Genomic DNA, 25183 nt, shown 5'->3' with positions numbered 1-25183 from the left:
TGACCATCATCCACCCAGGCGGTCGAGTGCTAGGTTCACCGCCAGGACATTGACATGGGGTTCACCCATGAATCCGAGGGGCCGCCCGCTGGTGTGTTCGGCGATGACCGCCCGCACCTGCTCGGGGCGCAGGCCCCGGGCCTGCGCGATTCGCCCTATCTGGAGTTCGGCGTAGGCCGGCGAGATGTCGGGGTCCAGTCCGCTCCCGCTGGCGGTGACGGCGTCGGCGGGCACCTGAGGTTCGGCGGTGCTGCCCGCGATGGACACAATCTGGCCCGACGTGTAGTCCGGTCCGCTGTTGCATTCCACCCGCACGCCTTCGTAGGTGGCCAGGAACGGTGTTGTGGTGGTGGCGCAGAGTTGGTTCACACTGATCACCCGGGTGGGGTGCACCACGTTGCCGCGGCCGTCGCGCTGACCCAGGACCGAGAGCACCGCGCCCACACCGTCATTGGTGCAGAACGGGCGAGATCCGTCGACGCCGTTGGCGGCGCCGATCTCCCGGCTGCGGGTGCACACCGTGGTGAGCAGGCTGGTGTGACCTTCGGTGTCGACGATGTCCTCGGGGCCCAGGTTGCTCGCTCCGGTCGACATGGTGTCGTATCCCTGGCCGGCCGCGGACGGGCGGGGCTGCAGGTACTGCGGCAGGGGGGTGCCGTCGGGTCTGCTGAACGACTGCCCGATCAGGCTGCTGCCCACAGGTTTTCCATCGGCTTCGATCAGCGAGCCGGCGGCGCCGGCGCTGAGCCCGGGCAGTTGGGCCATCGCCCACACCAGCACCGGATAGAGCAACCCGGTCAGGACAGTCAGGATCAACAACGCGCGCAGTGCCGCCCAGTGCTGGCGAATGATGTTGGAGAACAACATGTCAGGACATCCCGGGGAAGAGTTGGACAACAAGGTCGATCAGCTTGATACCGACAAACGGTGCGATGATGCCGCCGAGCCCGTAGATGAGCAGGTTGCGGCTCAACAGCTTCGATGCGCCCGCCGGGGTGTAGCGCACCCCGCGCAGCGCCAGCGGGATCAGGAACACGATGACGATCGCGTTGAAGATCACCGCGGACAGGATCGCGGACTGCGGGCTGTGCAGCCGCATCACATTGAGCAGATCCAGGCCGGGGAACAGCGTCACGAACAACGCCGGGATGATGGCGAAGTACTTGGCGATGTCGTTGGCGATGGAAAACGTGGTCAACGCGCCCCGGGTGATCAGCAGCTGCTTACCGATCTCGACGATCTCGATCAGCTTGGTCGGGTCGGAATCGAGATCGACCATGTTGCCGGCCTCTTTGGCTGCCGAGGTGCCGGAGTTCATCGCCACCCCGACATCGGCTTGAGCCAGTGCGGGGGCGTCGTTGGTGCCGTCACCGGTCATCGCCACCAGCCGGCCGCCCTGCTGTTCGCGTTTGATCAGGGCCAGCTTGTCCTCGGGGGTGGCTTCGGCGAGGAAGTCGTCGACGCCGGCCTCGTCGGCGATGGCCTTGGCTGTCATCGGGTTGTCGCCGGTGATCATCACCGTCCGGATCCCCATGCGACGCATCTCGTCGAAGCGTTCCCGCATGCCTGGTTTCACCACATCTTTGAGGTGGATCACCCCCAGCACCTCGGCCCGACCGTGATGGGCGCGCCCCACCGCCAGCGGTGTACCACCGGAATGGGAGACGTCGCTGACGATGTCGGTCAGCTGGGCCGGCACCGAGCCGCCGAGGCCACGCACCCACTCGGCCACCGAGCCGGCCGCACCCTTGCGCAATGACTGACCGTCGTCCAGGTCGACGCCGGACATTCTGGTGGTGGCGGTGAACTCGATCCACCGCGCACCCCTGAGCTCACCGGGTTGCCGGGCCCGCAGTCCGTGAGTGGCCTTGGCGTACACCACGATCGAGCGGCCCTCAGGGGTTTCGTCGGCCAGGCTGGACAACTGCGCGGCATCGGCGAGGGTGTTGACGTCGACGCCGGGCAGCGGAATGAAGTCGCCGGCTTGACGATTGCCCAGGGTGATGGTGCCGGTCTTGTCCAGCAGCAGCGTGTTGACGTCACCGGCGGCTTCGACGGCCCGACCCGATTTGGCCAGCACATTGCGCTGCACCAGGCGGTCCATCCCGGCGATCCCGATGGCGCTCAGCAGCGCGCCGATGGTGGTCGGGATCAGACAGACCAGCAACGCCACCAAGACGATGCCCGTCACTCCGTTGCCGTCGAGGGCCGGGGTGTCCAGCACACCCGGGTTGTTGGCCTTGGAGTAGATGGCCAGCGGCTGCAGGGTGGCGACGGCAAAGACGAAGATGATGGTCAGCGCGGACAACAAGATGTTGAGCGCGATCTCGTTCGGCGTCTTCTGCCGGTGGGCGCCTTCGACCAGGGCGATCATCCGGTCGACAAAGCTGTCGCCGGGTTTCTGGGTGATCTCGACGATGATGCGGTCACTCAACACGGTGGTGCCACCGGTCACCGCGGATCGGTCACCGCCGGATTCCCGGATGACCGGGGCGGATTCGCCGGTGATCGCCGACTCGTCCACCGAGGCGATGCCGTCCACCACGTCGCCGTCACCTGGGATGACCTGGCCGGCTTCGACCACCACGAAGTCGCCTCGTTTGAGCAGGGCAGCGGCAATGCTGACCTCGGTCCCGGGGTGCCCGGGCGACCAGCGGTCGAGCTTGCGGGCGACGGTGGCCGACTGGGCTTTGCGCAGTGCGTCGGCCTGCGCCTTGCCGCGGCCTTCGGCCACCGCTTCGGCGAGATTGGCAAAGATCACCGTCGACCACAGCCAGAACACGATCAGCCAGGAGAACCAGGACGGTTCCACGATGGCGAGCACGGTGGACCAGGCGGCGCCGATCTCGACGATGAACATCACCGGGTTGCGCCACAGCGTGCGCGGATCCAGCTTGCGAAGGGCGTCGGGTGCCGCCCGCAGCAGCGTCCTCGGGTCGAGCAATCCGCCCTTGACGGGTTGGTGTGGTGCGGCTGTGTCAGCGGTGTGCACCGTCGAAGTGATCATGGTGACCGTCATTTCAGTGAATTCCTTCAGCGAGGGGGCCCAGCGCAAGCGTGGGCAGGAATGTCAGAGCCACCAGGATCAGCGTCACGCCCGCCACCATCCCGACAAACTGGGGGCGATGTGTCGGCAGCGTGCCCACCGATGCCGGGGTGCTGCCCTGGCGGGCCAGGGCGCCGGCCAACGCCAGCACCAGGATCATCGGCAGGAACCGGCCCAACAGCATCGCCACACCGAGTGCGGTGTTGTACCAGGAAGTGTTGACGCTGAGCCCGGCGAAGGCCGAACCGTTGTTGTTGGCCGCCGAGGTGAAGGCGTACAACACCTCGGACAGCCCGTGTGGGCCGGTGTTGAGCATGCCGGCTCGCGGCTGCGGGAACGCCATCGCGATCGCGGTGCCGGTCAGCACCACCAGCGGGGTGATCAGGAAATAGCCTGCGGCGAGCTTGATCTCGCGCGGGGTGATCTTCTTGCCCAGATACTCCGGGGTGCGCCCGACCATCAGTCCGGCGATGAACACGGTGACGATCGCCAGGATCAGCATGCCGTACAGGCCCGAACCCACTCCGCCGGGTGCGATTTCACCGAGCTGCATGTTGAACATCGTCATCAGCCCACCCAAACTGGTGTAGGAATCGTGGAACGAATTCACTGCGCCGGTTGAGGTCAGCGTCGTACTGGCCGCGAACACCGCTGAGTCGGCCACCCCGAAGCGTTGGTCGACGCCCTCGGTCGCCGCGCCCACGGCGGTCGGCACGGTGCCATGTGCCTGCAGCTGGAAGAACATCGTCAAGCTGACACTCAGGGTGGCGATGCCGGCCATCACGGCGACGATCGCCAGACCCTGCTTGGTGTTGCCGATCATCTTGCCGAAGGTGCGTGGCAGCGAGAACGCGATCATCGTGATCAGCACGATCTGGACAAAATTGGTCCACGCCGTGGGGTTCTCGAACGGGTGCGCCGAGTTGGCGTTGAAGAATCCGCCGCCGTTGGTGCCCAGTAGCTTGATCGCTTCCTGGCTGGCCACCGGCCCGCCCGGAATCACCTGTTGCCCACCGACGATGGTGTCGACGACGGTGGAGTGCAGTGCGAAGTTCTGGATCGCGCCGCCGGCGATCAGGATGATCGCACCGATCACCGCGATGGGCAGCAGGATGCGTAGCGTGCCGCGCACCAGGTCCACCCAGAAGTTGCCCAGCTCACCGGTTCTGGTTCGGGCAAACCCCCGCACCAGCGCCACGGCGACGGCCATGCCGACAGCCGCCGAGACGAAGTTCTGCACGGTCAGCCCCGCCATCTGCACCAGGTGTCCCTGGGTGGATTCCCCGGAATAGGCCTGCCAGTTGGTGTTGGTGACAAAGCTGACCGCGGTGTTCCAGGCCAGCGCCGGTGTCATCGCGGTGCCGGGGTCGTGCAGGTGCAGCGGCAGCTTGTCCTGCAGCAGTTGGAAGAGGAACAGGAACAGCACGGAGATTCCGGAGAACGCCAGGACGCTGCGGGCGTAGGCACCCCACGTCTGCTCGGCTTTGGGATCGGCGCCGATCACTTTGTAGATGCCGCGCTCCAGTCGCCAGTCGGCGGTGGTGGTGTAGACGCGATACATGTAGTCGCCCAGCGGCACATGGATGGCCGCCAGGGTGATCATCAGGGTCAGCAGGAACAGGATTCCTGCGGTGGTGCCGCTCACTAGAACCTCTCCGGGAACAGCAGGGTGGCTATCAGGAATCCGGCGATGAGGACGGCCAGAACCAGCCCGACGCCGTTGGCCACGCTCATCGTTCGAGCACCCTCACCGCGTAGGAGAACATCGCGAAGATCGCGATGGTCAGCACGACGTAGGCGAGTACAAGCATCTCTTCAGCTCCGTTTCGTGACCCACACCTGTGGGTTCACGAGCGAGTCAACGCTCGCCGCGGCGGCTGTTGCGCGGCGTTGACGCTTTCTTGACGCCGCGGAAGTGGCTCTTTACGGAGTCCTTGCGTCGGGTGTGGTGGAGTGTGACCCGTGATGGGTGAGACAGCGCGGCGGCAGCGCTCGGGTGTTCGGGCCGCTCCACGACCAACTGCACACCCTGGGTAATCCGATCATCATCGGTGAAACAGCCTCGGATGAAGTCGGGGCAGCAAGGCGCAGTGGATCGACGCGGTTGTGCCGCACCTGCAATCACGGTTCCCGGACATCCGCGCGGTGGTGTGGTTCGACATCGACAAAGAACGGCACTGGCAGGTCAACTCTTCCGAAGCGTCCCTGCAGGCGTTTCGGCGGATGGCTGCCGATCCGTACGTGCAGCACTGGCTATTGAATTCCCAGGCGACGCGCAGCTGCTGCGCCCGCTGGCGGGCATGATGCTCGGGGTCGAGGTTCCCAGCGGTCGGCATCCAGTGCTGGTAGCTCGACTTCCCCGGTTTCCCACTGTTCCGAGTGTGGAGGTGGCGATTTCGGTGACACCACCTTCACGGTGTCATGGTTGCGTCCCGACAACTGCGATGCGCGACTCGGCGAACGCGATGCGGCAGTGTGAAACATTCTGTAGCGCAGTCGGTTAGCGGAGAGTGGTTCCAGAGTTGGCGTATTGCGCGGGCCGCCGTAGGTGCTCGACCCGCCGCAGCCGGCACGTCGATCCTCACCAACAGGATGTTCGGCGCGCCTTGGTGTCGCAGCGGCTCGATCGGCGCCGACTTCGAGTTCGGGTCCTTGGTGTGGCCGGCAGAAGTGCGGCGTCGCACCCAGCCTTTCGAGGATGTGATCGGCTGGTGGTACGCGGCCCTGGCGACACCCGCAACGGCCGTCGAGCTCCTGCACGCGCTGTCCACGCCGTGCACAGCGCCATCGCGCAGTAGGAAGTCGACGATGCTGGCTACCTCCGCGGGCGTCTCGATACGCCGTGGTGGCTCCCCGGGCCGCAAGTGGGTGAGGCCCCCATTTTGGCGGCCCACTTGTGGGCGAGGTCACTCGTCCGCTAACTTAATTAAATGTTTGATACAACGCCGGTAGGGAGTGGGCCGCCACCGCTGCAGGGGGTCCGCGTTGTCGATGCGGCCACGATCTACGCAGGTCCGATGATCGCGACACTTCTCGGCGACTTCGGCGCGGATGTCGTCAAGGTCGAACATCCGCAGGGGGATGGATTGCGACAGTGGGAGTGGCGCAAGGAAAACGAGTCGCTCTGGTGGGCGCTGGTGGGCCGGAACAAGCGCGACATCAGCCTGGCGCTGTCCGATCCGCGGGGCGCGGCGGTGTTGCGCCGGCTCCTGGCCGACGCTGACGTCTTCATCGAGAACTTCCGACCGGGGACCCTGGAGAAGTGGGGACTGGATCCGCAGGATCTGCTCGCAGCAAACCCAAAACTGGTTGTCGTGCGGGTTTCGGGTTTCGGTCAGACCGGCCCGTACCGCTCGCGCCCCGGGTTCGGGACGATCGCCGAGGCGATGTCGGGCTTCGCGGACACCAACGGCGCCGCCGATGGACCGCCAGTGCTCCCACAGTGGCCGCTGGCCGACGGCGTCACCGCGCTTGCCGGAGCTTTCGCGACCATGGTGGCGTTACGCCACGCCGAGGCCACCGGCCAGGGCCAAATCGTCGACATGTCCATCTACGAACCGCTGTTCTGGATCCTTGGAGCCCAGACCTCGGCATACGATCAACTCGGCACCCTGCCGATGCGCCAAGGCAGCCGAACGGGATTCAATGTGCCGCGTGAATGCTTCCAAACCCGCGACGGTCGCTGGATCGCGCTCTCGGGTGCCACCACCTCGACTGCGCAACGCATCATGCGTGCGGTCGACCGGTCGGACCTGGCAGAGGCGGACTGGTTCAGCGATGTCGCCGGACGGATAAAGCACCGAGACGTGATCGACGAAGCCATTGCGACCTGGGTCGGACAGCGCGACAGTGCCGACGTCTTGGCGATGTTCGAAGCGGTCGGAGCAACTGCCGGCCCGGTGTACAGCGCCGCAGACATCGCCGCTGACCCTCACTTCGCCGAGCGAGGAAGTGTTGTCACGGTCGAACACCCCGTCCTCGGCCCACTGCGGATGCAGGGTCTGATCGCCCAGCTGTCGCGGACCCCGGGCCGAATCCGGCATCCGGGACCGGCGCTCGGTGAACACAACGAGAACATCCTGCGAGACGAATTGGCTTATCCCGAAGACATCTTGGACGAACTGACCGAGGCCGGCGTCGTCGGCCCCGGGCTCCGACACATCGCGACCACACAAGGAAAACCATGACCGCTACCACGGCGCCGGTTGCGCCCAACGAACGTCTGGTCAAGCGCGTCGCGCTGGCCAGCGGCATCGGCTCGATGCTCGAGTTCTACGATTTCTATCTCTACGGAGCCCTCTCGGCGACAATCTTCGGCGCGCTGTTCTTCCACAGCGAGGACCCCGCCGTCGGCACCTTGCTCGCGCTGGCCACCTTCGGTGTGGGCTTCGTGGCACGACCGGTCGGTGGCATCATCGCCGGCCATTACGGCGACAAGTTCGGGCGCAAGAGCGTGCTCATCGCGACACTGGGACTGATGGGTCTGTCCACCGTCGGCATCGGGTTGTTGCCGACCTACGAGACGATCGGCGTCGCCGCACCCATTTTGCTTGTCCTGCTGCGCATCGTGCAGGGACTGGCGCATGGCGGCGAATGGGGCGGCGCGTCGATCATGACCATCGAGCACGCCCCGGAGGGGCGGCGCGGGTTCTACGGCAGCTGGCCGCAGATGGGCATCTACGCCGGACTGGTGCTCGCCAGCCTGGTCCTGGGGTTGTTCATGCTGCTTCCCGAAGATCAGTTCCAAAGCTGGGGCTGGCGAGTTCCGTTCATTCTCGGTGCGGTACTGATGCTTGTCGGACTGTGGCTGCGACGTGCCATCTCCGAGTCGCCCGAGTTCGCCGCGGCGGTCGCCGCTCGGGCCATCGAAGCCGAGGCGGAGAAGAAACGCATCCCGCTGGTGGAGACCTTCCGCACCGGCCGTCGCGGAATCTTCATCACCTTTTCCGCCAAGGCCGCCGAAACCTGCACGTTCTACCTGATCACTGTGTTTGCGCTGACTCTGGCCAAGCAGGGTGCGGGGGAGGCCACGGCGCGGAACGGCATCCTGGTTGCCGCCGTCTTCGCCATCCTGACAATCGGATGTTTCGGCATGCTCGCGGACAAGATCGGTACACGGACGGTGTACATGGCCGGTGCCGGGTTCATGGTGCTGTTCGCCTTCCCGTTCTTCTGGCTTGCCGGTATCAGCTCGCAGTGGACCTTGTGGCTCGCGTTGATCATCGCCCTGGCCGTCGGGCACTCGCTGATGTACGCCGCGCAGGCCAGCTACTTCTCCGCGCTGTTCGACACCAGCGTCCGGTTCACCGGTGCCTCGCTGGGCTACCAGCTGGGCGCCGCGATCGTCGGCGGGTTCACGCCGCTGATCGCGGCGTGGCTACTGCTCAAGAGTGATGGCGCTACGTGGCCCATCGCGCTGTACATTTCCGGCGTGTGCCTGTTGAGTTTCCTGGTCATGGCCATCTGGGGCAAGGTGCGTAGCGCCGCTCCGGTGATCGTCGTCCCCGACACTGCCGCGGAGGTTGAGCGATGAAAGCGACAAAACTGCCGGAATATACACGGGCAGCGGTGGTTCGGGAGTTCGGTGCCCCGATCAAGCTCGAAGAGGTCGCTGTCCCGCGGATTGCGGAACCGGGTGGACTGATCGTCGAGATCGTCGCGTGCTCGCTGTGCGGCACCGATGTGCACTGCTGGGAAGGCACGCTCGCCATCAAGGTCGAATTGCCGCTGATCCTGGGACACGAAATGGTCGGCCGGATCCTGGCGATCGGGGAGGGTGCCGACGTCGATTCAGCCGGCCAGCCTCTGCAGATCGGAGACCGGATCCTGTGGACCCACTCCTTCTGTGGACGCTGCGTCATGTGTGCGCGCAAGCGGCCCACTCTGTGTCGCAACAAGATTCCCTACGGGCAGGACACCATGGAGCAGTGGCCCCACCTGCTCGGGGGGCTTGCCGAACACTCCTACGTGTTGCCGGGTTCGCGTCGCCTGCGGGTGCCGGACGGGGTTCCCGACGACCTCGCCAGCATGGCCAGTTGCGCATTGCGCTCGGTGGTCAACGCTGTCGAGCAGGCGGGCCGGGTAGGGCCGGAACACACCGTTGTCGTCCAGGGTGCCGGTCCGTTGGGAATCCTGGCGACGGGGCTGTTCGCTCAGGCCGGTGCCGGTCGGGTGATCACGGTGGGCGCACCCGACGCCCGGCTGGAGATCGCTTCGGATTTCGGTGCCGATGAGGTGATTTCCCTTGCCGCGCATCCTGATCCGGATGAGCGACTGGCGATGATAATGCAGGCCACCGACGGTTTGGGTGCCGATCTGGTCGCCGAGTTCTCGGGTCATCCAGCCGCTTTCGCCGAAGGCGTGGAGATGGCCGGACCCGACGGCCGCTACCTTCTGGTGGGCCAGCTCGGAGCCGGCACCACCACCGTTGCCCCGGGTACCATCACCAAGAAGAACCTGACCGTCATCGGATCCTTCTCCGGCGACATCTCGCACTACCGCACCGCACTCACCATCCTCGAACGTTACGCCGATCAGCTGCCGTTCGACCGGTTGATCAGCGGCCGGTATCCACTCGCCGACATCGACACCGTGATGGGCCGGATGCAGAGCTTCCAGGAGATCAAGCCCGTTCTATTGCCGCAGGAGGCCAAGTCATGACAGCCACCACCTACCGTCACAGCGATGTCGCCGTACTGGCCGACGCCGCAGCTGATTCCGGTGTCGCTGACCTCTCGATGTTCGTGGCCGGCAGGCCCGCTGTGGCGCTCGACGGAGCCACGTTCGAGTCCTACGAGCCCCGTTCGGGCCGGGTCTGGGCGCGGTTGCCCCGTGGTGGGGCAGCGGATGTCGACAGTGCGGTGCGCGCGGCACGTGCCGCGTTCGAAGGGCCGTGGGCCGCTGTGTCCGCAGCTGACCGTGGCCGGTTCCTGTTGAAGATCGCCGCGGTGGTCGACCGGCACCGCGATGAACTGACGGTCATCGAATCGCGCGACAACGGCAAGCCCGTCCGCGAGGTGCGTGCCGAAATCGACGCTGTGGTCCGATATTTCGAGTACTTTGCCGGAGTCTGTCAGACCATCGTCGGTGAGACCCACCCCCAGGCGGCGACAGCGTTCAGTTACACGCGGCGTGAGCCGGTCGGCGTGGTCGGGGCCATCGTGCCGTGGAACTCGCCGTTGCTCATGTTGGCCTGGAAGCTCTGCCCGGCGCTGGCCGGCGGCAATACCATCGTCCTCAAACCCGCCGAAGAAACCTCTGTCTCGGCAGTGGTGTTCGCCGGTTTGATCGCTGAGGTCGGGCTGCCCGAAGGCGTGTTCAACGTGGTCACCGGAATCGGGGAAGAGGCCGGTGCCGCGCTTGTCGCCCATCCCGATGTCGACAAGATCGCCTTCACCGGCTCCACCGAGGTGGGACGCCAGATCGCCGCCGCCGCGGCCACCGACCTGAAGCTGGTGACCTTCGAGCTGGGCGGGAAATCGCCGACGGTGATCTTCGCCGACGCTGATCTGGACGCCGCCGTGCACCGGACCGCCTACGGCATCTTCTCGGCAGCCGGACAGTCGTGTCAGGCAGCCTCCCGGATATTTGTGCAGGACTCCATCCACGACGAGTTCCTGGACAGATTTGCATCTTTGGCGCGCCGGATCCGTGTCGGCGACCCGCTGTCGGAGCGGACCCAGATGGGCGCGCAGATCTCCGCGCAACACCGGGACCGGATCGCCGGGTATGTCGAGAGCGGCACTCAGGAGGGCGCCCGGCTGGTCTGCGGCGGCGTCCGGCAGACCGAGCCACCGCTGGCCGCCGGCTACTACTTCTCGCCGACCATCCTCGACGGCGTGAACCCGTCGATGAAGATGATCCGCGAGGAGATCTTCGGGCCGGTCACCGGCGTGATGACCTTCAGCGACGAAGCCGACGCCCTCGCCAAGGCCAACAACACCGAGTACGGGCTCGCCGGATCGGTGTGGACCCGCGACGTCGCCCGTGCCCACCGGGTGGCCGCCGGGATCGCCGCCGGATTGATTTGGGTCAACACCACCCGGACCATCAATCACCTCGTTCCCTTCGGTGGCTACAAGCAGTCCGGGTACGGGCGCGAGGGCGGACAAGCGGTGATGGAGCATTACACCCGGACGAAGTCGGTGTGGGTGGACCTTCAGGAAGACCTACCGAACTGGTATGCCGACTGATGCAGAACCCCACTGTCATCATCTCGCCGGACAGTCTCAAGGGCTGTCTGTCGGCAGCCGATGCCGCTGCAGCGGTGGCCTCCGGCATCATCGCGGTCTGTCCCGAGGCTGATCCCAGGGCACTGCCGCTGTCCGACGGCGGCGAGGGGCTGGTGGACGTGCTGGCGCACGTGCTCGGCGGTGAGTTACGCAGCGTGACTGTCGCCGACCCGTTGGGTCGCCCAACCGATGCACGGTACCTGGTGCTCCCGGATGGACGCGCGGTCACCGAGAGTGCGCAGGCCATCGGGTTGACCCTGCTGACCGCCGCCGAACTGGACCCGTTCGCCGCCTCGAGCCGTGGTCTGGGGGAGCTGCTGACTCACATCGCGACGGCTCCGGATGTTCGGGAGATCGTGTTGGGCGTCGGTGGGGTTGCGACCGTCGACGGTGGCGTCGGTATGCGAGAAGCGTTGCAGCAGTTGTCCATTCCTATTCGAGTAGCCTCCGATGTGCGCAATCCGCTGCTCGGGGAACGCGGCGCCGCCGCGGTGTTCGGTCCGCAGAAGGGCGCCTCACCGTCGGATATCGTGCACCTCGAGCGCAGGCTGGCCGAGTTGAATCATCCCCGGGCGGTGGCTGAGCATCCCGGGGCCGGCGCTGCCGGCGGGATCGGCGCCATGCTGCTCGCCATGGGGGCCACCATCGAGTCCGGTATCGATTTGGTTCTCGCGCTGACGGGTTGGGTTGATACTGCCGCTTCGGCGGATCTGGTGATCACCGGCGAAGGCACCGTAGACCTGTCCTCGACCGAGGGGAAGGTGGTTTCGGGTGTGATCGCCGCGGCCGGCGCTCACCGGCTACCCGTGGTGGTGTTCGGCGGGCGGGTGCACCCCGAGGGTGCCACCGCGCTGCGTGACCTCGGAGCCGTTGACGTACGACCTCTCAGCGGCAGCATCGCCGATGCTGCCGACGACTTGTACGCGTTGGGTGCCGATGTGGCCTTGCGCAAGGATATTTGGAATCGAGCGGCGCTATGACCTCGGCATTACCTCTCCTGCGCACGCTGTTGTTTGTCCCGGGCGATCGGCCGGACCGGATCGCCAAAGCGGCTGTCAGCGCGGCGGTCGGTGTCGCGATCGACCTCGAAGACGCGGTGGCGATGTCTCAGAAGGACGTGGCCCGCACCGCGGTGGCCGCCACGCTTCCCACATTGGGAGTCGAGGCGACCCCGGTGATCTGTGTGCGGATCAACGCCGTCGATTCCGGTCTGGCCGAAGACGATCTGACAGCTCTGGAGCCCGCATTGGGCCGAATCGACCTGATCGTGGTCCCGATGAGTGCCGGCCCCGACGGAATCCGGCGCGTGGCGGAGCTGTTGACGGCGGCCGAACAGGCAGCGGGCAGTGATATCGGCCGCATCGGCATCATCCCGCTGATCGAGACAGCCGCAGGCATTCTCGACGCCCGGGGTATCGCCGGTGCCGACGCCCGGGTCCACACCTTGGCGTTCGGCCCGGCGGATCTGTCCCGTGAGCTCGGCGTCACCCCTACCTCCGACGGAGATGAGTTCTTGTTCGCCAGATCGCAATTGGTGCTCGCCGCCGCGGCCGCCCACTGTCCGCCCCCGATCGACGGTCCCTACCTCGATCTCGGTGACAACGACGGCCTGGCGCGGTCGGCCAGCCGAGCCCGACACCTCGGGTTCAGTGGAAAACAGGTCATCCATCCGGCGCAGATCGCCGCCGTCGCCGGCGCCTTCGCCGCATCGTCGAGCGAAATCGATTGGGCGCGTGAGGTCGACGCCGCATTCACCGCCGCTGAAGCTGACGGCGTGTCATCGATCAGGCTGCCGGACGGTACCTTCGTCGACTACCCGATCGCCCGCCGTGCCCGGGCGATTCTGGCGGGTGTCCAGTGAAGATCACCGTCACCCGGACATTGCCGTCCGCTGCGATGTCACCGTTGACCGGCCTCGCCGAGGTGTGGGTGAACCCTCACGACCGCCCGCTCACCGCCGATGAACTGCGCACCGCGGTGCAGGGCGCGGACGGGATCGTCAGCATGCTCACCGATCGCATCGACGAGTCGGTGCTGACCGCGGCCGGACCACAACTTCGTGTGGTGGCCAATACTGCCGTCGGGTACGACAATCTCGACATCGCCGCGATCGCACGACACGGCACCGTGGCCACCAACACCCCCGGCGTGCTCGTCGAGTCCACTGCCGACCTGACTCTGGCGCTGCTCCTGGACGTCACACGCAGGGTCACCGAGGGCGACCGGTTGATCCGCTCCGGCCAATCCTGGGCGTGGGACCTCGGATTCATGCTCGGTGCGGGTTTACAGGGCAAGCAACTCGGCATCGTCGGCATGGGACAAATCGGCCAGGCCGTCGCCCGCCGGGCCACCGCGTTCGGGATGCGGATCGTTTACCACGCACGTCGTGAACCCGAGGGCGCCATCGGGACCCGTGTCACTCTCGAGGAGCTGCTGAGCACTTCAGACATCGTGTCGCTGCACTGCCCGTTGACGGCTGACACCCATCACTTGATCGACGCGACGGCACTGGAGGTCATGAAGTCGGAGGCCTACCTGGTCAACACCGCCCGCGGCCCCATCGTCGACGAAAGCGCACTGGCCGAGGCGCTGGCCGACGGCGTGATCGCGGGCGCGGCACTCGATGTCTACGAGCACGAACCCAGGGTGCACCCCGGGCTGCGTTCCCTGCCGAATGTCGTGCTGGTGCCCCATTTGGGATCAGCCACGATCGAGACCCGGAGCCGGATGGCCGAGCTCGCGGTGAAGAATGTGGTGCAGGTACTCGAGGGGGGAAGTCCGCTCACTCCGATTCCGGGTACCGTCTCTATGACATAGCCGGTCCCAGGGCGAGAGGAAACGATGGCAACCCCACCGGAGCCACTCCCTACGACAAAGGCAGAAGAAGCGTTCCTCGCCATCCGCAGACTGATCGAACGCGGTAGCCTTCCCGGCGGTGCCAAGCTCACCTTGGCGAGCCTGTCCGACGAATTGCAGATGAGCCTGACGCCCATCCGGGAAGCACTCCGGATGCTGCAGGCCAACGGTCTGGTGGAGTACAAGCGCCACCACGGTCACGTGGTGACGCGGTACTCGATTCAGCGCGCCGAGGAGACCTACCTGTTGCGTCAGACCCTCGAACCGTTGGCCACCAGATTGGCGGCGGCCAACGCGACCGTCGACGAGCTGCGTCAGATTCGGGAGTTGCAAGAGGAGTTCCGGCTGGTGGTCGACGGCGATCCGACACACTTTGCCGACGTCGTCGACCTCAATGCGCGATGGCACCGCAAGGTCTACGCCTCTGCGCATTCGGTGCTGTTGGACGAATTCATCGACCGGCTGTGGACCGGCGTGCCGTATCAGGCGATCTGGTTCGTCCAGCGCCGCCACCAGTCGGTAGCCGACCACGACGCGGTGACTGTCGCCCTCGAGAAACGGCAAGGCGAGCCGGCCGAAGTGGCCATGCGGGAACACATCGGACATGGCAAATCGGCCACGATCGAACACCTTCGCGCCATCGGCGCACCGGAGGACTGACCCGATTCTGGCCTGTCGCTGCAGCGTCAACACTTGCGGCGCAGTCCGTTTCGTGCTGAGGGAAACCTCTGCGAGACGCCGTTGTGCACGCGGAGGCGCCGTCCTTGGTTTATCCAGTTGCAACGACACTGGCGCGAGCCTGACGATGAGGATCGTGGCGAACACCAATCCCAGCTATGACGTGCCGGGCGCCAGGCAAAAGGAGTGATCACGATGTATCCCCTCCCTGGGGGCAGCGAAGTCGTTGAAGTCACGAAGAATTGGACGCGACGCCCGCCGTGGGTGAACAACTATGCACCCATCAACTGAGCCCGCGCCTGACGAGACTTCGACGGTCGCGGACTGCGAGTTCGCGGCCGGGGTTCTCCAGAACCTGCTTCATCGGATAGAGGTCCGCAACGCTAACGCTGCCGCCTATCCAGGGCCTGGACGGTGCATATTCCTGGTGTCTCACGCGTGGACGGATGGTTCGTCAATTCGCCTGGTCTACGTCACGCCCCCCCTCGGATCGCACCTGGGGCTTGGCCCGCGACACCCGAAGATCACTCATAGACCCCGGCCGATGGAACGAGGCCGACAACCCGGCGCTGTACTACTACCTACTCGACCTAGAAGAAGATTGGCCAGGGGCAGAATCTCGAGAGCCCGGCGAAGATGACGATCTGATCTGGTGGCGCGGATACCCGCTTACAGGCCTGCCAGGTCATCTCTCTGAGCTTCCCGAGGACCATCGCCATACACCCCCGCCTCTTGACTCGGCCTGGATCGATCCCCCGCCCCCTGCGATGGAACCGCGCCGATACGCAGATCCCAACGGCCCGCTTCCGCCTCGGTGACACGTAGCGTCCCTCTGGGTGCCTGGTAGGTCTGAACTGGCTTTCGGCCTGGACAGTGCGGGTCAGGTGCGCGGATTTCTGCGGTGTGTTCGAGGCGTGATCACCCGGGACGAGCGCGCGGGCATCGATGACCGCTGGCACAAGCGTGTCAAGGGCCCGGATGGCACGATGCGCGCCAAGCGGTCCGCGCTGTACGGCAAGGTGTCGCGCCGGCGAGTGAGATGGTTCGACAGCACCGGAGGTGAGCGCACCAAGAGTGTTCAACGTAAGCCGGATGCTCAGGCATATCTCAACGGGTTGACCGCAGATTTTCAGCGAGGTGAGTCTGTGGATCCGCGGAAGAGTGCGGAGACGTACGGGTCGGTGGCTGAGCAGTGGTTCGCCACCAAAGAGCACCGGAAGCCGAAAACCGTTGCCGGATATCGCTCGTTGCTCGAGACCGTGGTGTGGGGGATCGAGTGCTGACGGTGCGTTCTTCAGCAACGGCGGTCACCGGCAAAGGCATTGTCGAGTCAACAACGAAGACAAACCCCGATCGTCACGTGCCAGTGCCTGCACCATTCTGGAAGAAGCTCACGGTTACCCGCCGACCGGCACGCGCTGGCGTTCCCCCAGCCGCAAGGGCGGGTCCCTGCCGCTCGGCGAGTACCGCTGGCCACTCGACAACGTGTCCGACGAAAGTTGGGACCGAAGGGCTGATACCTCACGGCCTCAGGCGCACCACGGCGTCACCGGCGATCAGCGCAGCGCTGAGGTCGAGGTTGCGCAGAGACTCCCGGGGCATCCAACGGCGGCCATGACGCTAGCGACCGTTACAGGCACCTGCTCCGCGAAGCGATATGGCAGCCGTACCGGGCCAGGTCATCGACCGCACTGCGCTATACGGGACATTCGAACGAGGCTGAAACGGCCTGAAGTACGCTCTCACCTGCATCGCCCCCATAGCCCAATAGGCAGAGGCAGCGGACTTAAAATCCGCACAGTGTCGGTTCGAGTCCGACTGGGGGCACCACTGTTCTTGCAGGCTAGAGGTGGTTTTCGCGCTGCCTGACCACGGCGCTGCCCGCAGTTTCGGCCCCTGCCTGGCACGTCTTGCCCATCTCCGGGGCGACTACTCGGTATCTCAGAACTTTCCATGACGTTGGCGGCCGCGTTCGATGCGGTGGGTTGGCGAATCCGGCCGCCAAGCCTCTGGCGTTGATCAAGACCCACGCCGAGCGGTGCGCCAATTCCTGTCCCTTCTGACCACAACCACGCAGGGCCGCCGCGTTGAGCCCAGCGGAAGCTCGCCTGGTCGCTCGCCGCGAGCAAGCGACTGGCCCGACGCTGGTCGAGTTCTGGTCGCACGGGCCGATGAAGTACTCGCCGCACTCGACCGGGCGCAGGCGGACATGGACGCCTACCGAAACACGCCACTCGGTATCGTGCGTGTCGCCATGTTCCCTTCCGGGGTCGCAGCTATCGGTGTTGAAGTCTTCGGACGCGATATCGATCAGCCCGCCGCGAAGGCACCGGCCCAGCTCGCCGACTTCGATGCGGTCGTCGTCCATCGCGACGAGCGTGATGCCGCCCAGTGGGGATCTCGGATTGAAGTCACCCCGCTGCTTCGAGAACCTCTTGAAATCTTGTCGCCACGCCACTACCGCCTATCCAAGCGCAAGCGAGTGCCGCTGGGAGAACTGGCCGACGAACCCGCGATCAGTGTCGAGGGCGGCCTGATGGTCGACGACGTATTACGCTCGTTGGCCACCGTCTCCGGAGTGCAGCCACGGATCGTGCAACGAGTCAACGATTTTCGGGTGACTGAGGAGCTGGTCATGGCTGGTGTAGGAATCGCACTTATGCCGCGTCACGTCCTCACCGCTCGCGAACTTATCCGAAAACCGCTTAGCGGAATCCGTATCGCCCGCCGAATCGAAGCCGTCACCCGCGCCGGCGCTACCACCGGACCCGCCGTCAACGCGGTCATCAGTATCCTCAAATCACTTGCGCAGGACACGATCGAGGCAAACACCCGGCCGCAATGACGGCTAAGCGGGTTGGTTCGCTACAGGGAACGAGACGCGCGTGCTCGTCGCTGGGAGGGCGCTCTTTTGTTATCGAGACACGCGTCTGAGTCGTTGGGCACAGTTCGATTACTGAAGATTGTGTTGACTCTCGTCGGCATTGACGGCTAGTGGTCCCTGGGTGCGGTTCGGCCGACCGATCAAGTCGCCAAAGCACGAAGCCGCTCATGCCCACTCAAGAAAGCCCACCAACCACACGCAACAACAACCTCAGGCAGGTTCGACGATGTTGGTGAATCCGGGATTGGTGATGTGGGGATCGCCGGAATAGTAGGTCACGTGATTGTCGGTGCCGGAGACCTCCAGCATCGCAGCCGAAGTGACGCGAACGATGTTGCCGCTGCCGGCGACGCCAACCCGAAGGCAATCACCGGTGACCAGCACCGTGTTGTCGAGCCCGCTGACGGTCACCGATCCGCCGGCGCAGATGACGGTTCGGGCAACGGCGTTGCCGGTCACGTGCAGACTCTCGTCGGCATTGACGGTCGAGGGTTGGTCCGCCAGCACCGGGACAACCGAGGCCGCCGGCGGCGGTGCGGGGAGCGACGGGGTGCGCAACGGGGCGAGTATGCCGCCGCTGCCGGACTCCTCGGAGGGCAAGATTTTCAGGCCGTCGCTGACCCCGAAGTACACGTACAGGCCGATCGCGGCGGTCGCGACAACGGTGAACACCCGCCACCACCGCAGCAGCCGACGTCCCCAGGGCATCGGCGCAGGCGCAGGATCGGGCAGCGAATGCTCCACGGGCCGGGTGTGGTCCTCGGGGTCGTCCTGCTCATCCACGCGCCGATATTCCCACATCGGCAGCAGCTGGCCGAGCCCCGCTACTCCACGGTGAAGAACATCGAATGCCAGCCCGTCGACCCGTCGGGCACCGGTCCCGGGGTGATCACCGGCAACCGTTGCTCCGCCTGCATCGTCCCGGAACCGTCGTACGCCCGACAGGTCACGGTGTGCGACCCGGGAAGCAGCGGGCTGGTGAGCCGGAACATCCGCCAGGTGTTCACGCTGACCTCGGTGGCCAATTCCGCTGGCTGCCAGGGCCCTTGGTCGAAGCGGACTTCGACCTTGCTGATGCCGCGGCCCTGAGCCCAGGCGGTGCCGGCCACCGTGACGTCGCCCCCTGGCACCCGCTGAAAGGATGTGGGCGCGTCGATGCGGGAGGAGATCTTGATCGGCGCGACGCCCGGCGGTCGGCCGTCCCATCCGCGCTGCACCCAATAGGGCTGCACGTCATAGGTGGTCAGTTCCAGTTCGGTCAGCCACTTGGTGGCCGAAACGTAGCCGTACAGGCCAGGAACGACGGTGCGGATCGGGAAACCGTGTTCGGGCAGCAGCGCTTCGCGGTTCATCCCGATCGCCACCAGGGCGTCGCTGCCCGTCGCGCGCAGCAGATCCAGCGGCGTGCCCAAGGTGAATCCGTCAACCGAATGGCCCACCACTTGCTCGGCGCCGTCCTGGATTCCGGCTCGGTCCAGCAGCTCCAGCATCGGGACACCGATGAAGTTGGCTGTTGAAACATACGGTCCACCAACTTCATTGGACACACACGTCATCGTGATCGGAAGCTCCACCAGCGGCATGGACCTCAACTCGTCGAAGGTGAACTCCACCGGGTTGTCCACCATGCCGGTGATGCGCAGCACCGCATCTTCGGCGCGCAGTTGCGGCACCGCCAGATTGATGTCGATCCGGTAGAAGTCGGTGCTCGGGGTGAGGAACGTCGGTGTGCCGAATTCGGGAAACGCGGCTCCCGCGGGAATCGAGGGAGCGGCAGTGGTGGGGATCAGTGCACCGACGGCGCGCCGCGACGCGGCGATGTCGACGCGTTTGGCGAGTGTGAACCCGCCGGCGCCGGCGACCAGCGCGCCGGCGGCGGCCACCAAGGAGCTGACGAGGAACCGGCGCCGGCCGAGCCCCACTGCCGAACCAGCGTCTGGATCGTCGATCACAGCCGGCGGCTGGGCACGCCGATGCAGCCACCAGAACACGCCGGTGCCGGCCACCAGCGACGCCAGAGGCGCCACCAGTCCCAGCCGTCCGGTTGACTGCTCATGCACTGCCAACGCCCCGAGGACGCCCAGCCCGACGATGGCGATCAGGCCGGGCACCACGCTGCGGCGGGAGATCAGCCCGATCAGCAGCCCGGCAACGGCAAGTGTCACCGCCATGCCGACAAGGAGGGCGTTCTTGTCGTTGGTACCGAAGTGCTCGATGGCAAATTCTTTGACGGCTGCGGGGGTGCGGTCGATGGCCGCATTGCCGACGGCAAGGACGGGTGAGGCGGTCGGTGCGAGGACCAGCCCGGAGGCCAGGTGTCCGGCTCCGAGAGCGGCGCCTACCGCGATCAGGCCGGTGACTGCTGCTCGGGCCGCAGGTAGCGGGGGCGTCGAGGTCATAGTGGTAGTTCGTTGCCGACAGGTTTCCGGGATGGCCGAGGCGCATATATTAGGTATCAATTTGCGACTTCAAACGAATGTTGACCGTCGATGCCGCTGTTTCTGGGTACGGTTCTTGTGCGGGCGGTGCACGTGAGCAAATGAGGGAGTTTGGTATGCGGGTTGGTCTTGGCCCTTTGGCTGCGACCGGTGTGGCAATCGTGAGTGCCGGCGCCATCGCGATCATCCCGGTTTCACCGCCGCTTCCCGACGTCGTCGAGCCTGCAGTCGAGCTCACCGCGGATACCGACTGGTCGGTGATCTTCAGCAAGGCCGGCCAAAACGCCGGAAGCCTGACCAATTCGTACTTTGACCCGCTGTTTCCGGTGCTGCAGCAGATCATCGTCAACCAGATCGGCTACCTGGGCGACCTCCCCGATATCCCTGCCATCGCCGAACAGATCGTCATCAACATTGCGCGTGGGGTCACCGCGCCCGCGGCGCCGACCACCGACACCCTCGACGCGCAGCACACGTTCCTCTACAACGCGCTGCCGGTCATCACCTCGATCCCGTTCGCGGAACTCTTCTTCCAGATCTCGCCGACCGGACAGCAGCTGCTCGACTTCTCGACATCGCCGGTCAGCGGTGTCCTGTTGGGTTTGGTGGGCCCCGGCGTCGGCCCCGCGGTGGTCCTGGGATCCAACCTGCAGTCGATCGTCAACGACCTCACCGCCGAGACCCCAGATGCGGCCCGTGCGCTCGCCACGCTGCTCAACACCCCGGCGCAAATGACCGACGCCTTCCTCAACGGTGGCGTGCACGTCGACATCACCGAGCTGGCCGAGGCGCTGGGCCCCAGTTTCGGGGTGTCGTTCCCCAAGGGCACCAAGGTCGGCGTCGCCTTCGGAGGTCTGTTCAGCCCGGGTGGCTCGGTGTTCAACGCCCTGGACATGGACTACGACCGAGACATCTTCGACCTGCCGATAATCCGGTTCAACCTCGCCAACGGGCAAGGCCCCGGATTCTTCGGATCACTGATCGACATGCACCAGACCATCGCGAAGGCGATCGGCTGGAACGGCACCGGCAACCCGCTGGCACCGGCCGAGAGTGATTCGGGGCGCAGCAGTTTGGCCCCGGTCGACGAGGTACCCCGATCGGTTCTCGGCGAGCGAGTTTCCTCGGTGACCACACCGGTCGCCGAGACGGACACCACGGCAGCCGAATCCAAGGCGACGGCAGCCGACCTGAAGTCAAAAGTGGCTGTGGACCCGACACCGTCGGTGGTCGAGTCGGGGGAGGCAGCGCCGGATCGGGAACCCGTTCTGAGCAAGGGAATCCGGGCCAGCAAGGCATTCTCCGATGAGGACACCACGTCCAGCGAGGGTGGCCGGCACCGGGCAAGCTCGGACCGGTCGACCGTCGAAGAGACCGACAGCGGCGTTACGTCCGGCAAGCCTGGCAGACATGCCAAGGCCGACGACGACACCGATTCCGGCAAGTCCACCAAGGCTGACCGGCCGGCCAAGTCCGAGCGATCAGCGAAGGCCGCCGCGAAGTCAGGCGGCAGCGACTCCGAATAGGAGCCGACGTCCCGGCGCGTCACGGGGACAATACGCCAACATCGCGAGATGATGCGGGTGTGGCTGATGTTACGAATGTGACTAAGGATGAACCGGCGTCGGACGTGCCGAACGAGCCCGTCGCCGCTGCCGAGGCGGACCAGCCTCAGGCCGCTGAGCAGCCGGTTGAACCCGTTGAGCAGCCAGTTCAACCCGCTGCCACGCCCACTACGCCGCAGCCGCAGTCGCAGCAGCGGGTGTGGGTGATGCCCAAAGCCCCGGTCAACCGCAAACGTGCCGAAAAGCTGGGGCGCCTGGCCCTCGACGCCATGACCAAGACCGGCAAGGTCCTCGCCGGTATGGCACGGGGCCTCGCGCGGGTTGTCACCCAGCTGTGGCGGGCGATCGACGCGATCCCGCGGGCCCTGCAACTGTTCTTCGTCGCCGGTCTGCTGATGCTCCTCGGCGTCGCCGGTTCCGTCGCACTGGCCAACACACTGGGCCTGATCTGCACTGTTGTGGTGATCCCGGTGTGCTCGATGACCCTCGGCGCACTCGGATACCGCTGGTACAGCGGGCTCGGCGCCGAGCAGGCTCAGCAGGCGGACGCCCCGGCCACTGCACCGGCTACGTCGGACTTGCAGCGTTCCGTCGAGTACGTCGACAAGAAGCTCGCCGTGGCCCTGGCCTCCTTCGGCACCGAACATCACCAGCAAGCGGTGATCGCACTCTTCCAGGCCAAGACTGCCGTGGAGCTCACGTTGGGAACCGAGCAGGACGACGAGGCCTATGGCGACGTGCCGTCCCCCGTCGACGGCTCGCGCCCGCGGATCCGGGTCGGCGCATCGTCGAAATCGCTGTTGCGAGAGAGCAATTCCCTGGCGGCCTCGTGAGTGGACACAAGCTGACCGGACAGGTCGCCCTTGTCGAGGACGATTACACGCTGGTCATCAATCGCGGTGCTCAAGCAGGGGTGACCCAGGGGATGGTGTTTGCGGTGTATTCCGACACCGGTCAGGTCATCACCGATCCGGAATCCGGCAGGGAATTGGGACGGCTCCGGCGCGAAGAGCTCCGGGTGCGGGTTTTCGACGTGCAGCCGCTGTTCGCTAGGGCACACACCGTTGCCAAGACCGACGATTTCTACGGCCTGCTGCAACTCCCGTTTGTCGAGCAGACGGACGAGCACATCGTCACCGTCAATGTCGGTGACGCCGTCGCCCTGGTCGGCGGCCAGGCCGCTGCACGACGGTCGAACTCCACCGGCACCTAGAGAAACCACCCGAGGTCTCCGGGTCGGGGATCGTCGGTGGGTGCTGTTTCCGCCGGGCCATCAGCCCGTCACCTAAGGTTTTCTTGAATCGAAACCAGTGACACATTCGTCAATTAACCCCATTCTGTGTGCCGGATTGCAGTTTGCCAGCAGGCTGAGCCGCGAATAGCCGGGGGATCTTGATGCGCGTGACCAACACTTCGACGGCGGCGTTGGGTCGGCATCGCGTCGCTGCAGCCAATGGCAAACGGACGGCGGTGCCCAAGCATCACGAGTCCACGGCCGCCGGCTGGGTCGGGGCCGGGGTGTTTGCGCTGGGTGTGGGTGCGGCCCTGGTTGCGATGCCCGCGGTGGCACAGGCGGACACCACCGGGTCGTCGGACTCGAGTTCGTCCAGTTCGTCGTCTGGCTCGGATGGCCAAGCCTCGAAGTCGAAGTCGCCAGCCAAGGACACCGCCGCGCGCCCCACTCGCGACGCCGGCCCCACTCGGTCTGCCGGCAAGAGCGACTCCCGGGACGCGGATTCCTCTGACGGTGAGTCGAGTTCGTCGACCAAGAAGACGGCACGGTCGCAGCACTTCATCCGGGAATCCGACACCGACGACGGTGCAAACCGTTCGACTGTGAAAGCGCGGGCCAAGAGCGGAGACGATGCCGAGGAGGCGTCCGCTACGGCGGTGGTGACCAAACAGGCGCCGGTCAGGGGCGGATCTCTGTACGCTGCACCCGCAGCCAATCTGGATCGTGCGGCCATCACGACGATCCCGAACCTGTCGCCGTTCGGAGCGGTTCCCACGCCCGAGTCGTTTGTCGCCTTTTTCATCAGTAACGGCACCGCCGCCAATCCCAACGGCGGCATCCTGATCGGCAACGGCTTCTCCTGCACCGCGGCGACTTGCGCCGAGGATCGGGTGTGCAACGGCGGCAACGGCGGCCTGTTCGGTAGCGGTGGCAGTGGCTTCAACGGCGGCAGCGGTGGCGCGGCCGGCTGGTTCGGCAATGGCGGCAACGGTGGTGACGGGGTCGCCGGACTGAAGAACGGCTACGGCGGCAACGGCGGCGCCGGCGGCTGGATCCTGGGCAATGGAGGCTTCGGTGGAGACGGCGCATTGACCGTCGACGGGTCCGAAGGTGGTGATGGCGGCTCGGCGCGCATGTTCGGCAACGGCGGAAATGGTGGCCGTGGTGGAGTCGCCGAAGGCGCTGCCGGCAAGGTCGGCGGCGACGGCGGAACCGGCGGCCTGATCTACGGCAATGGCGGCCATGGTGGAGCCGGTGGAAATGCACTTGCCCACAACGGAACTGGTGGCAACGGTGGCGACGGCGGCAACACCGGGCTGCTGTCGTGGTGGGGTATCTCCGGCGACGGCGGCCACGGTGGCGCAGCCGGGCACGGTGGCAACGGTGGCAACGGCGGTAGCGGCGGATACCTGTCGGTGTACGCCGCCGGCGGCAGGGGCGGTGCCGGCGGCAACGCCCCCACCTCGGGTCGCGAGGACGACCAGGGCGGCACCGGCGGTAACGGTGGTACCGGCGGACTCTGGGCAGGCAACGGTGGCAGTGGCGGTAATGGCGGAATGGCCAGTGGCACCGGCGGTAACGGTGGCAACACCGGGTTGCTGTCGTTGATCGGTGAGGGCGGCAACGGCGGCCACGGTGGCTTGGGCCAGACCGGAAAGCCCGGCACCAACGGGACGGCGCAGAACCTCAACGGCGGCCACGGCAGCTACGGCGAGGACGGCGGCGCCGGCGGCAATGGCGGCAACGGCAGCTGGGTCTTCGGAACCGGCGGCAATGGCGGCAACGGCGGCGAAGGGGGTCGTGGCGGCAACGGCGGGTACGGGTATTACGCACCGGCCGTCAACGATGGTGATGGCCGCAACGGGGGTAACGGCGGGCACGGCGGTGACGGTGGCGCCGGCAGCGCTGTCGCCGGAAAGGCCGGTACCGGTCGATATCTGTTCTTCATCGCGTCCGGCGGACAGCAGGGCAACAGCGGGGCCGGCGGTCAGGGCGGCAACGGCGGGAACGGTGGCCAGGGCGGAGTCACCAATGCGTCGAGGGCGTCGGTGGCACCGGCGGTGTCGGTGGCAACGGTGGTACCGGCGGCGGCGGTGGCATCGGCTCTTACGGTGGTTACGGCGGTAATGCCGGAAACGGTGGAAACGGCGGCACGGCAGAGGTTTACGGAGGAAAGGGCGGCGCAGGCGGCCACGGCGGCGACGGAGCCGACGGTGGCGCCAAATCGGCCAGCCGACCCGCGGGAACCGGC

General features: G+C 65.9%; 20 protein-coding genes, 1 tRNA gene and 1 pseudogene. 16 read left to right on the top strand and 6 right to left on the bottom strand.

Annotated elements, in window-relative coordinates:
- Positions 1 to 6: 6 nt before the first annotated feature.
- From WBB07_RS05720 to WBB07_RS05705, 4 genes are read right to left on the bottom strand one after another with little or no spacing between them, the layout of a single operon-like run.
- Positions 7 to 867 (bottom strand): potassium-transporting ATPase subunit C, encoded by an 861-nt coding sequence (locus tag WBB07_RS05720; protein ID WP_526305610.1) that lies wholly within the window; start codon positions 865 to 867, stop codon positions 7 to 9.
- 1 nt (position 868) lies between these two features.
- The gene (kdpB, locus tag WBB07_RS05715; RefSeq protein WP_526305632.1) at positions 869 to 3007 is read right to left on the bottom strand and encodes a potassium-transporting ATPase subunit KdpB; all 2139 of its coding nucleotides are present in this window, start codon (positions 3005 to 3007) and stop codon (positions 869 to 871) included.
- Positions 3008 to 3020: 13 nt separating this feature from the next.
- Positions 3021 to 4691 carry a potassium-transporting ATPase subunit KdpA gene (gene kdpA / locus WBB07_RS05710; RefSeq protein ID WP_526305608.1) on the bottom strand — a complete coding sequence of 557 codons (1671 nt, stop codon included), beginning with the start codon at positions 4689 to 4691 and terminating at the stop codon, positions 3021 to 3023.
- Positions 4691 to 4780, bottom strand: a complete 90-nt coding sequence (locus WBB07_RS05705) for a potassium-transporting ATPase subunit F (protein WP_526305606.1) — start codon at positions 4778 to 4780, stop codon at positions 4691 to 4693. The genes kdpA and WBB07_RS05705 overlap by 1 nt, the downstream gene beginning before the upstream one ends.
- 372 nt (positions 4781 to 5152) lie before the next feature.
- On the opposite strand from WBB07_RS05705, the gene WBB07_RS05700 reads away from it, so the two are divergent.
- The 12 genes from WBB07_RS05700 to WBB07_RS05645 all read left to right on the top strand — a co-directional run bounded on the left by WBB07_RS05700 (position 5153) and on the right by WBB07_RS05645 (position 17656).
- Positions 5153 to 5350 carry a hypothetical protein gene (locus tag WBB07_RS05700; RefSeq protein WP_526305604.1) on the top strand — a complete coding sequence of 66 codons (198 nt, stop codon included), beginning with the start codon at positions 5153 to 5155 and terminating at the stop codon, positions 5348 to 5350.
- A gap of 626 nt (positions 5351 to 5976) precedes the next feature.
- On the top strand, positions 5977 to 7233 hold the full coding sequence (locus tag WBB07_RS05695; RefSeq protein ID WP_526305602.1) for a CaiB/BaiF CoA transferase family protein: 1257 nt from the start codon (positions 5977 to 5979) through the stop codon (positions 7231 to 7233).
- Entirely contained in the window at positions 7230 to 8579 is a 1350-nt protein-coding gene (locus WBB07_RS05690; RefSeq protein WP_526305600.1) for an MFS transporter, read from the top strand. Before WBB07_RS05695 ends, WBB07_RS05690 begins: the two co-directional genes overlap by 4 nt.
- Positions 8576 to 9706, top strand: coding sequence for a zinc-binding dehydrogenase (locus tag WBB07_RS05685; RefSeq protein ID WP_526305598.1), 1131 nt, complete (start codon positions 8576 to 8578; stop codon positions 9704 to 9706). The genes WBB07_RS05690 and WBB07_RS05685 overlap by 4 nt, the downstream gene beginning before the upstream one ends.
- The gene (locus tag WBB07_RS05680; RefSeq protein WP_526305596.1) at positions 9703 to 11238 is read left to right on the top strand and encodes an aldehyde dehydrogenase; all 1536 of its coding nucleotides are present in this window, start codon (positions 9703 to 9705) and stop codon (positions 11236 to 11238) included. Before WBB07_RS05685 ends, WBB07_RS05680 begins: the two co-directional genes overlap by 4 nt.
- The gene (locus WBB07_RS05675) at positions 11238 to 12257 is read left to right on the top strand and encodes a glycerate kinase (RefSeq protein ID WP_526305594.1); all 1020 of its coding nucleotides are present in this window, start codon (positions 11238 to 11240) and stop codon (positions 12255 to 12257) included. Before WBB07_RS05680 ends, WBB07_RS05675 begins: the two co-directional genes overlap by 1 nt.
- Positions 12254 to 13138, top strand: coding sequence for an HpcH/HpaI aldolase/citrate lyase family protein (locus WBB07_RS05670; RefSeq protein ID WP_526305592.1), 885 nt, complete (start codon positions 12254 to 12256; stop codon positions 13136 to 13138). The genes WBB07_RS05675 and WBB07_RS05670 overlap by 4 nt, the downstream gene beginning before the upstream one ends.
- A complete protein-coding gene (locus WBB07_RS05665) occupies positions 13135 to 14094 on the top strand; it encodes a 2-hydroxyacid dehydrogenase (protein WP_526305591.1) in 960 nt (319 codons plus the stop codon). Before WBB07_RS05670 ends, WBB07_RS05665 begins: the two co-directional genes overlap by 4 nt.
- Before the next feature lie 24 nt (positions 14095 to 14118).
- Complete coding sequence (locus WBB07_RS05660) at positions 14119 to 14793, top strand: GntR family transcriptional regulator (protein WP_526305589.1); 675 nt, start codon at positions 14119 to 14121, stop codon at positions 14791 to 14793.
- An 854-nt stretch (positions 14794 to 15647) separates the two neighbouring features.
- A complete protein-coding gene (locus tag WBB07_RS05655) occupies positions 15648 to 16094 on the top strand; it encodes a hypothetical protein (protein ID WP_526305587.1) in 447 nt (148 codons plus the stop codon).
- A gap of 470 nt (positions 16095 to 16564) precedes the next feature.
- Positions 16565 to 16641, top strand: a tRNA-Leu gene (locus WBB07_RS05650).
- A 379-nt stretch (positions 16642 to 17020) separates the two neighbouring features.
- Positions 17021 to 17656: a LysR substrate-binding domain-containing protein gene (locus WBB07_RS05645; RefSeq protein WP_526305585.1), complete on the top strand. Its 636-nt coding sequence runs from the start codon at positions 17021 to 17023 to the stop codon at positions 17654 to 17656.
- 249 nt (positions 17657 to 17905) lie between these two features.
- On the opposite strand, the gene WBB07_RS05640 is transcribed toward WBB07_RS05645, so the two are convergent.
- Positions 17906 to 18478, bottom strand: coding sequence for a DUF3060 domain-containing protein (locus WBB07_RS05640; protein WP_526305583.1), 573 nt, complete (start codon positions 18476 to 18478; stop codon positions 17906 to 17908).
- Between the two features lie 41 nt (positions 18479 to 18519).
- Complete coding sequence (locus WBB07_RS05635) at positions 18520 to 20094, bottom strand: molybdopterin-dependent oxidoreductase (RefSeq protein WP_526305581.1); 1575 nt, start codon at positions 20092 to 20094, stop codon at positions 18520 to 18522.
- A 155-nt stretch (positions 20095 to 20249) separates the two neighbouring features.
- Between WBB07_RS05635 and gjpA the strand changes: the two genes are divergently transcribed.
- The 4 genes and pseudogenes from gjpA to WBB07_RS05615 all read left to right on the top strand — a co-directional run.
- Positions 20250 to 21659, top strand: a complete 1410-nt coding sequence (gene gjpA / locus WBB07_RS05630) for an outer membrane porin GjpA (RefSeq protein WP_526305579.1) — start codon at positions 20250 to 20252, stop codon at positions 21657 to 21659.
- A 77-nt stretch (positions 21660 to 21736) separates the two neighbouring features.
- Positions 21737 to 22531 (top strand): hypothetical protein, encoded by a 795-nt coding sequence (locus tag WBB07_RS05625; RefSeq protein WP_526305577.1) that lies wholly within the window; start codon positions 21737 to 21739, stop codon positions 22529 to 22531.
- Positions 22528 to 22911: a hypothetical protein gene (locus tag WBB07_RS05620; RefSeq protein WP_526305575.1), complete on the top strand. Its 384-nt coding sequence runs from the start codon at positions 22528 to 22530 to the stop codon at positions 22909 to 22911. The genes WBB07_RS05625 and WBB07_RS05620 overlap by 4 nt, the downstream gene beginning before the upstream one ends.
- A gap of 188 nt (positions 22912 to 23099) precedes the next feature.
- Positions 23100 to 25183: pseudogene (locus tag WBB07_RS05615) on the top strand (hypothetical protein); the annotation flags it as partial.

Source organism: Mycobacterium sp., assembly GCF_049647605.1.
In the GTDB taxonomy this organism is placed as follows: Bacteria; Actinomycetota; Actinomycetes; order Mycobacteriales; family Mycobacteriaceae; genus Mycobacterium.
Note: the sequence above shows the minus strand (reverse complement) of the source record. Positions and strands in the feature narration are given on the sequence as shown.

Excerpts from the sequence above, each read along its gene's own strand:
- WBB07_RS05675 (WP_526305594.1), top strand. The coding sequence starts at position 11,238 with ATGCAGAACCCCACTGTCATCATCTCGCCGGACAGTCTCAAGGGCTGT.
- WBB07_RS05720 (WP_526305610.1), bottom strand. The coding sequence starts at position 867 with ATGTTGTTCTCCAACATCATTCGCCAGCACTGGGCGGCACTGCGCGCG.
- kdpB (WP_526305632.1), bottom strand. The coding sequence starts at position 3,007 with ATGATCACTTCGACGGTGCACACCGCTGACACAGCCGCACCACACCAA.
- WBB07_RS05660 (WP_526305589.1), top strand. The coding sequence starts at position 14,119 with ATGGCAACCCCACCGGAGCCACTCCCTACGACAAAGGCAGAAGAAGCG.
- WBB07_RS05690 (WP_526305600.1), top strand. The coding sequence starts at position 7,230 with ATGACCGCTACCACGGCGCCGGTTGCGCCCAACGAACGTCTGGTCAAG.
- WBB07_RS05670 (WP_526305592.1), top strand. The coding sequence starts at position 12,254 with ATGACCTCGGCATTACCTCTCCTGCGCACGCTGTTGTTTGTCCCGGGC.
- WBB07_RS05635 (WP_526305581.1), bottom strand. The coding sequence starts at position 20,094 with ATGACCTCGACGCCCCCGCTACCTGCGGCCCGAGCAGCAGTCACCGGC.
- WBB07_RS05645 (WP_526305585.1), top strand. The coding sequence starts at position 17,021 with ATGGACGCCTACCGAAACACGCCACTCGGTATCGTGCGTGTCGCCATG.
- WBB07_RS05695 (WP_526305602.1), top strand. The coding sequence starts at position 5,977 with ATGTTTGATACAACGCCGGTAGGGAGTGGGCCGCCACCGCTGCAGGGG.
- WBB07_RS05705 (WP_526305606.1), bottom strand. The coding sequence starts at position 4,780 with ATGAGCGTGGCCAACGGCGTCGGGCTGGTTCTGGCCGTCCTCATCGCC.
- gjpA (WP_526305579.1), top strand. The coding sequence starts at position 20,250 with ATGCGGGTTGGTCTTGGCCCTTTGGCTGCGACCGGTGTGGCAATCGTG.
- WBB07_RS05680 (WP_526305596.1), top strand. The coding sequence starts at position 9,703 with ATGACAGCCACCACCTACCGTCACAGCGATGTCGCCGTACTGGCCGAC.
- WBB07_RS05685 (WP_526305598.1), top strand. The coding sequence starts at position 8,576 with ATGAAAGCGACAAAACTGCCGGAATATACACGGGCAGCGGTGGTTCGG.